The organism is Geitlerinema sp. CS-897 (assembly GCF_028368005.1).
GTDB lineage: Bacteria > Cyanobacteriota > Cyanobacteriia > Cyanobacteriales > Geitlerinemataceae > Baaleninema > Baaleninema simplex.
The window spans coordinates 1-8,121 of record NZ_JAQNCQ010000094.1; the positions used below are offsets into that span (position 1 = coordinate 1).

Annotated in this window: 5 protein-coding genes; 1 reads left to right on the forward strand and 4 read right to left on the reverse strand. The window is 52.2% G+C overall.

The window, feature by feature from the left end:
• Positions 1-574: 574 nt before the first annotated feature.
• Positions 575-2,722, reverse strand: coding sequence for a polyribonucleotide nucleotidyltransferase (locus POG22_RS05475; protein ID WP_498904045.1), 2,148 nt, complete (start codon positions 2,720-2,722; stop codon positions 575-577).
• A 278-nt stretch (positions 2,723-3,000) separates the two neighbouring features.
• On the opposite strand from POG22_RS05475, the gene POG22_RS05480 reads away from it, so the two are divergent.
• Entirely contained in the window at positions 3,001-4,326 is a 1,326-nt protein-coding gene (locus POG22_RS05480; RefSeq protein WP_498904047.1) for a peptidylprolyl isomerase, read from the forward strand.
• Positions 4,327-4,529: 203 nt separating this feature from the next.
• Here POG22_RS05480 and POG22_RS05485 read toward each other — a convergent pair whose 3' ends face one another.
• The 3 genes from POG22_RS05485 to POG22_RS05495 form a co-directional block, all read right to left on the reverse strand.
• Entirely contained in the window at positions 4,530-5,255 is a 726-nt protein-coding gene (locus POG22_RS05485) for an ATP-grasp domain-containing protein (protein ID WP_498904048.1), read from the reverse strand.
• A 158-nt stretch (positions 5,256-5,413) separates the two neighbouring features.
• Complete coding sequence (locus tag POG22_RS05490; protein ID WP_498904050.1) at positions 5,414-7,000, reverse strand: CapA family protein; 1,587 nt, start codon at positions 6,998-7,000, stop codon at positions 5,414-5,416.
• A gap of 131 nt (positions 7,001-7,131) precedes the next feature.
• Positions 7,132-7,731, reverse strand: coding sequence for a DUF4126 domain-containing protein (locus POG22_RS05495; protein WP_498904052.1), 600 nt, complete (start codon positions 7,729-7,731; stop codon positions 7,132-7,134).
• Between the last annotated feature and the right edge of the window lie 390 nt (positions 7,732-8,121).

The window sequence follows — 8,121 nt, forward strand, 5'->3', positions numbered from 1 at the left end:
ATAAACGAGCCAGCCCGAATACCCCCGGTCAGAACGCCTTCACAGGCTGTTTGTTTAACGTCCACGATGCGCCCCACCGCAGACATAAGCGAGAATCAAATTCTCTTGGCAACACCAACTGGCGATTTTGTGGTTTACCTCCACCACGGGTTTTTCGGGTGCTGCGAACCATACCCTTAGGATCTTAAAGACCGTTTCGGGTAAGGCAATTTTACCAGTTTGTTCGTTTCGGCGCTATCCCCTTCTCTCGCTATCGCATTGTTCAGGGGATGCACCGAAACTCACCGCCGCTTCACCACCAACCAAGCCTATTGGCTATGGTTGGAGCACTGCGACGAATCTTGGTAGGCCGCGTCTTGCGGTGGGCAGCTTATCCTCATATCCTCGTGTGGAATCCAGGGTTTTCACAACGGGATTCCGTATCGGCCTGGTGAATCAATATTCCCAAAAAGCAAAATTCCCAGGAGACCCTGGGAATCGGGAGATACTGAAGATGAGAATAAACTGTCAACCCCAATCTGTCTTCACCGAAAACTGGTGACTGTTATCACTCTTCACTCTCTCCTTCATTGAATTAGATGGCAGCGGCTTCGCGGGCTGCGGTGGCTTCGTCGGGGTGGATGCCGAGGCGGGTGAGGTTGATGCGATTTTTGTTGTCGATGTCGCGAACCTTCACGATCACTTCGTCGCCGACAGATAACTCGTCTTCGACTTTACCAATGCGGTAGTCGGCGATTTGGGAGATGTGAACCATTCCTTCCTTACCGGGGGCGATTTCCACGAACGCCCCGATGGGAATGATGCGCGTGACGCGGCCGAGGAAGACTTCTCCGGCTTCGATTTTGCGGGTCATACCCTGGATAATGCGGCGGGCGCGGGTGGCGTTGGTGCCGTCCATGCCGGAAATCGTGACCGTTCCATCGTTGTCGATGTCGATTTTGCAACCGGTTTCTTCGGTGATGCCTTTGATGGTTTTTCCGCCGGGGCCGATAACCAAGCCGATGAGATCGGGGTCGATTTTGAGGCTGTACAGGCGAGGGGCAAAAGGCGACAAGTCAGGACTCGGCTGGTCGATCGCTTCCATCATCTTGTTCAGGATGTGGAGTCGCGCCGGAAGTGCCTGTTTGATGGCGTCAGCCACGACATTTAAGGGCAGCCCGGTGATTTTCATGTCCATTTGCAAGGCGGTAATGCCGGAGTCAGTCCCAGCCACCTTGAAGTCCATGTCGCCGAGGAAGTCTTCGATGCCTTGGATGTCGGTGAGGATGCGAACTTCGTCGCCTTCCTTAATTAACCCCATTGCCGCACCGCTGACGGGTTTGAGGATGGGGACGCCAGCGTGCATCAGCGACAGCGTCGAACCGCACACCGACCCCATCGAGGTCGAACCGTTGGAGGAGAGAACTTCCGAGACGACGCGGATGACGTAGGGAAATTCTTCTTTCGACGGCAAGATGGGAATCAAGGCCCGTTCGGCTAAGGCGCCGTGGCCGATTTCCCGGCGTCCGGGCGATCGCATGGGGCGCGTTTCGCCGACGGAGTAAGGGGGGAAGTTGTAGTGGTGCAGGTAGCGTTTTTCTTCCTGGGGATGCAAATCGTCGAGTTCTTGGGCGTCGCCGGGAGTTCCCAAGGTAGCGAGGGACAACACTTGCGTCAGACCCCGGTTGAACAGGGCGCTACCGTGGACGCGCGGCGAAAGGAGGCCGACTTGGCAGGAAATCGGTCGCACTTGGTCGAGTTTGCGTCCGTCAACCCGCACGCCGTCTTCGACGATTTGAGCGCGCATGAGTTTTTTGGTGACGCTTTTGAAAACGTTGGAGAGAACTTTGGCGTTTTCAGCGATGGTTTGACGGATGGGGTTTTCTTCCTCGAGTTCTTCGATTTTGGCGGCGATTTCTTCTTTGACGCCATCGAGAGCTTCGTCGCGACTGTTTTTGTCGTGGTCGAAGTTGCTGAGGATTTTTTTGACGGGTTCCGTGGCGGCGTCGCGGACGTAAATTTCGAGGGTATCGTCTACTTCCGGCGGTTCTTCGGTGACCAAGCCGATACCGAGGTCTTTCATCAGTTCCTCTTGCGCCGCGATCAGGTCGCAAGCGGCTTCGTAGCCGAAGTCGATCGCTTCGATGATGTCTTGTTCGGGGAGTTGGTTCGCCCCAGCTTCGACCATGACCACGCCTTCTTTGGTTCCGGCGACGACGAGGTCGAGATCGCCCGTGCGAATTTCTTCAAAGGTGGGGTTGATGATGAAGTCGTCGCCGAGCAAGCCGACGCGAACTCCTGCCATTGGACCTTTGAAGGGAATTTGCGCCAAGATCGTTGAGATCGAAGCCCCCGTGACAGCGAGAACGTCTGGGGGAACGTGTTCGTCCATAGCCAGGGTCGTGGCGACGATTTGAATGTCGTCCCGCAACCACTGAGGGAACAACGGACGCATCGGGCGATCGATCAACCGACTGGTGAGGGTGACTTTTTCGGGAGGACGACCTTCTCGCCGCAAAAATCCGCCTGGGATTTTCCCACCTGCATACAGTCGTTCTTCGTAGTCTACGAGCAGGGGGAGAAAATCAATGCCTTCTCGGCCGCTAGACCGGGTTGCGGTCACTAGAACTGCTGTATCGCCAGATTCGATTAAGACGGAGCCACCAGCTTGTGGAGCGAGTAATCCAACTTTTAGTCGAATATCCCGTCCGTCGAAGGATATTGACTTTTCCATTGCGTTCATGCAGGACTTCAGTTCCAATATGTTTCTTCTTCTTCTTCTGTGGCAATCGTAACACCCTTTTACAGTGAGCAGTGAGCAGTCACCAGTCACCAGTCACCAGTCACCAGTCACCAGTCACCAGTGAAGACAGCAAACAGATAACTGTTTCTCCCCCTCTCCCTTTCTCCCCCTCTCCCCGGCTCGAGGAACTCAAACGTGGGGGGTAGCGTCGGAAGACGTAAAAGCATGGATAATCGAACGCGGACAGTACATAGGGATTTAGCCCAGCAGATCGATCGATGGTAAATTTTTCTCCTCTCTCGGGTTCGGCGACGGCGGTGATGGTCGTAGACGGCCAGCCCATCGAAATCTTTCTCGACGGCGCGAACGCACCGATTACGACAGGTAATTTTGCCGATTTGGTGGAACGGCGGTTCTACGATGGTGTGACGTTTCACCGGGTCGTTTCTAATTTTGTGGCGCAAGGGGGAGATCCCAACAGCCGCAATCCGAATTTTCCGCCGGAACTTCTCGGCCGGAGTGGGTTTATCGACCCAGCAACGGGACAGGAACGCGAGATTCCTCTCGAAATTAAGCCGGAGGGAGCGGAGAGGCCGCTTCTCGGTTTGACGTTGGATGAAGCTGGCATTACTGCCGATCCGGTGTTGAAAAACGAGCGGGGAACGATCGCGATGGCGCGGACGACCGACCCGAATTCGGCCTCGTCTCAGTTTTATTTTAATTTAAGAAATAATTCTCGGTCTTTGGATGGGGATTATGCGGTTTTTGGCGAGATTCGGAACGGGTTGTCTGTGATGGATACGATCGCTCAGGGCGATCGCATCGAAGCGGCTCGCATTGTCGATGGCATCATACCGTCGCGAGCGTCGGCGTTTCTGACTCCCGAACCGCTGAATTTTTATGTCAACCGCCTCAATCGCGCCAGTTTACCCCTCGGATTTCAGGTGTTGACCGACAACGCCGATAACCTCACGATCGATAATGCTCTGAGTGCGGCGAATCCTTCGGGATTTATTGGGTTTGGGGGTAACGACACCATTACGGGTTCGGCGATCGACGACGTGCTGTATGCGAACAAGGGTGACGACGTACTCGCGGGAAATGGCGGAGACGACTTGTTACGCGGCGGTCAGGGGAACGATTTCCTCAGCGGTGGCGACGGAAACGATATCGCCCACGGTAACATCGGGGTCGATACGATTTCTGGCGGGACGGGGAATGATTTTCTGCGCGGCGGACAAAACGAAGATTTGATTCTCGGCGAGGATGGAGACGACGTGCTGCTCGGCGATCGCGATAAGGATACGCTAACGGGTGGAACGGGAGCCGACCGTTTCATTCTGCGGACGGATACGGACGCCGGACAACGCGATCCCAATGCGGTCGATGTTATTACGGATTTCAACAGTGCGGAGGGCGATCGCGTCGTCATTGCTACCCAAGCGACGTTAAACGACGTTCGTTTCCTCCAGTCGGGAGCAGATGTCTTGTTGCAGTTGAGTAATAACGACTTTATCGGACTGGTTCAGAATACGTCTCCGGCTGCGGTTCAGGCGGCGACGACGATCGTTTCACCGTTCGATTTGGGATTGGCGATCGGTTAGGTTTTCCTCGATCTCTCCTTGTGGGTTGGGGTCGGATTTCGGCCCCATTTTTTTTGAGAGCGAATAATGCAGTAAAAATTCCCAGAGAAGCGAGATGAATTTTGACGAAATTTTGTAAGGTTTGCTGGTGTGCTTCGGTGAGAACGAACCACTGAGGAAAATAGTTTTTTGAATTTTTCTATTAAAAAAGTTATACACAATGTTTATTTTAAGAGTTTTTGTGATAAGACTTCTACAAAGCGATCGCAACTCCAGCCCGTTCGATCGGAAACTTGTCCGTCACCAATTTCGACGATCCTCAATACTCCGTCAGTTCTCTGGGCGATATCGATGGAAAAGAAAGGGCTTTGTATCCTTTTGGCGGCAAACCATACGGGTTCGGGACAAGGTTGGCGATTGGGTGAAAACGGTTCTCCTTCGATCGCAAAATAGCGGAATTCTGTATGGGGAATGAATTCTTCAAAACGACGAATACACAAACCTCCTTCAATTTCGCCTCGCAATCTCATCATTTCGTCGATAATTTTTGGGAGTTCGTGAGAGTCGGTAATCACCGAGCCGATAGAAGTTTTAACAGACTTGACAAAGTCTTTGATAAAATACTTGTTCCATGCCAAAGATTCTAGAACGTTTTCAGCAGTTTCGAGATCGGCGATCGCCACGGTTTCTGGGGTGTATAAAGAGAGGCGATCGTACCAGTTTGGCAAGTGATGTGTCGCGAGATAGCTACTTGATGATGTAAAGAGTCGGGCATTTTTTTGAAGAACTAACGACTCAAATGTTCGATAGTCTTCTTTTTTGAGCATCCAGCCGCGATAGAGAACAGTTTCTTTTTCTTCTAGATATGCCGTACCAGGATTTTCTGTTGCTGAATGCGTACTAATTGAAAAGCCAATTTTACGAAATGCTTCAGCTTCCTCTGAATACATCTCATCGACTTTTTTAGTATTAAAGTAATCTCCAGGGTAGATAATTCTCATTGAATGGTGCGATTTTGAAGAAAAAAGATTTTCGATCGTCATTTAATTCCTCGATCTCTTTACATTGAGCCAATAAAAAATCAACGCAAAATCTCAACTCACTAAAATCACTGAATTAAAATTTCTCCACTTTCACTAATTGTAATAGGTGTATTGGGAAAGTCCGATCGCGTCAAATCTCGAATTAAACCGACGGAGCGAAAATAATTATCGATTCGAGGAATGCCATCGCTGCCTAAATGAACGGGGATAATTTTCCCAGAAACTAAATCCCCATCGAGGTTGACTTTCACTTCTAAAATTAACGAATACGCTAACTGTGCGTCCGTCGAAAGCGTTTCGTAGCCAACGAAATTTCCGAGAGAATAGGCGATGAGCTTGTTTTGATAAAGTTCGATCGCTCGGGGAACGTGAGGGCCGTGACCGAGAACGAGATCGGCTCCCGCATCGATAACCGTTCTCGAAAATCGGACGATATTGCCGCGATTTTCACCAAAAAACGATTCCTGGCGATCGCTGACGTGCATTGCCCCTGTTCCTTCAGCTCCCGCATGGATGGAAACGACGACAATTTCAGCGTTTTGACTGGCTTCAGCCACCAGTTGTTTCGCACCGTCGTAGTCGAGAATGGAGTTGTGATAGTCGTAGGTACTGAAGCCGATAAAAGCGATGGGGATGGTGTTCGCTTGGGTGTAAAGAATTCGATCTTTTTCGCCGACCATTTGAATCCCGACGTTATTAAAATGGCGAATCGTGTCGGTTAACCCCGGTTCGCCAAAGTCCATCGAGTGGTTGTTGGCGACGTTGAGAACGTCGAATCCGACCTGTTGAAATAAGGATGCGTAACTCGGCGGTGCGCGAAAGGCAAAAACTGCGCCGCGACTGATATCTTTGGCACTGTAGGGATAGTCGGTGAGGACGCTCTCGAAATTGCCAAAGGTAAGATCGGCACTTGCGAGATAAGCGGCGACGTTGCTAAACAAAATGTCGGGGTTGGCGGGAAGTTTGTGATAGGGAAAGTTCGTTCCGGGGACGATATCGCCGACAGCTTTTATCGTAATTGTGGCGGGGTAGGGATCGGGGATTTCAACGGGTGGCGGAAGCGAGTCGGCGAGGTTAGTTTCGGCGAGGCGATCGAGCGATCGAGGTGTCGTCAGTTCGCCAACGGTGCGATCGAAACCTTGGCTGGCTTGGGCGAACTGCTGTTGTAGACTCGTGGGTAACAGGTTGCGTTCGAGCAGTCCCCAGGCTCCGCCGAGACTGAAACCAAACACCCCTAACGCTAAAACTAACCGAGGCGATCGCCCTCGAGAGCGGGGAGTTTGATGAGGTAGACTACGACGCGAAGTCGCTTTCGATGGAGAAACGCCAACAGGCTGGGACGAAGCCGCCGTACCCGTTGCGACGAGTCCGAATTTCTGCACCCAAGTCGGCGTTGTTTCGCCAGTTTTACGACCGTACACGATCGCCGCACGGACGCCGGAAATCTCAACACGACGCAATTCTCGTTTGAGTAAGGGAACGCAAGCTTTCGGGTCTGGGATGGAGTTCGATTCGAGGAGAACTTGCAACCATCCTTGCTGAGTACGAACGCGGACGTTGAGATGTTGCGCTTGGAGAACGCGGCCGACGAGAGCGGCGATCGCCTGAGAATCGCCTCGTCGCGCTAAAGTCAGTAACGGTTGAACTCCCACGAGTGTTGACCCCTCACACCACAATTTCGATAAAGTTCGAGAATGTCGATCGCCCTCGACCGCCGTTTTATCCCATCACCTTACCATTGCCCTAGGAAATTCAGAGGAGTTCCCTAGGGCGAGAAATTCAGTTAACCGAGAGTTTCGTTGTCTTTCCAGCGTTCGAGGGATTTGCGGCGGCGTTGGCGTCGATCGCCGTGATAGGAAACGTACCACGTCGATGAGCTGCGAATTGCCAGCCACAGCAACAACAGAGCGATGAGTCCCCCTTGTTTCGGTGCGTCGAAGGCGAGCAACACGAGAATCCCACACAGCGCGTCTTGTAATAAAATCGCCCACATGGGGAGTCCTCGCAGGCGGAAAAACCAACCGACTTGGACGAGTTGCAACACCAGAGCCAGCAATCCTCCGACAATACCGATCAATCCCACCAGTAACGCTTCAACCTCCGCCAGTTGTGCCACGGCCATACCGACGATCGCACCAGCGACGGGACTGAAGACGAGCTGCACGATCTGTAAAATCCGCTGTCCGAGCAGCTTTTTCGAGGCGAACAACTCGAACAACGACCAACTGACGAGAACGCCGACGACGACTTGCGGGGAAAATTGCGATAAAATCGGCACGTCCGCCCACAGATTCGTTTTGATCAAACCGATCAACAGCAAGGGAAGGCCGATGCGGAGTCCGGCGGCAGCGGATGCAGAGAGGGCGGCGAGAATTTCAATCATGTCGGTAACATTTGCGGGCGATCGCTTCGATATTTTTATTCTTCCGAGAGTCAACGGAAAAATCCCGATATTCGCTAAAGTCTCGCGAATATCGCTCGAAGCACGAACAGCCAAAAAGACTGACTTCTCTATCTAGTGTACGAATCTCGATCGCAAATAGTCGCAGAGGGGATATCTGCGACTGACAACTCTCGTTGAGGTACGGGTTGCGACTGAGGCGAACCCGTGGCGTTCGATCGCCCTCGACGTTCTATCCAGATTCTTCGCAGTACTCCAGCCATAGCTGAAAGCTTGGCTGGTGGTGTAGCGAAGTGCGACCGAGGGGAGTAACCTACAAAAGATTTGCTACAGTTTAGATATGCTAAACATGACGTGGGAATTTAAGCTAGA

Bases quoted from the DNA above. Each gene is read 5' to 3' on its own strand.
- POG22_RS05485 (WP_498904048.1), bottom strand. From the start codon at position 5,255: ATGTATTCAGAGGAAGCTGAAGCATTTCGTAAAATTGGCTTTTCAATT.
- POG22_RS05475 (WP_498904045.1), bottom strand. From the start codon at position 2,722: ATGAACGCAATGGAAAAGTCAATATCCTTCGACGGACGGGATATTCGA.
- POG22_RS05480 (WP_498904047.1), top strand. From the start codon at position 3,001: ATGGTAAATTTTTCTCCTCTCTCGGGTTCGGCGACGGCGGTGATGGTC.
- POG22_RS05495 (WP_498904052.1), bottom strand. From the start codon at position 7,731: ATGATTGAAATTCTCGCCGCCCTCTCTGCATCCGCTGCCGCCGGACTC.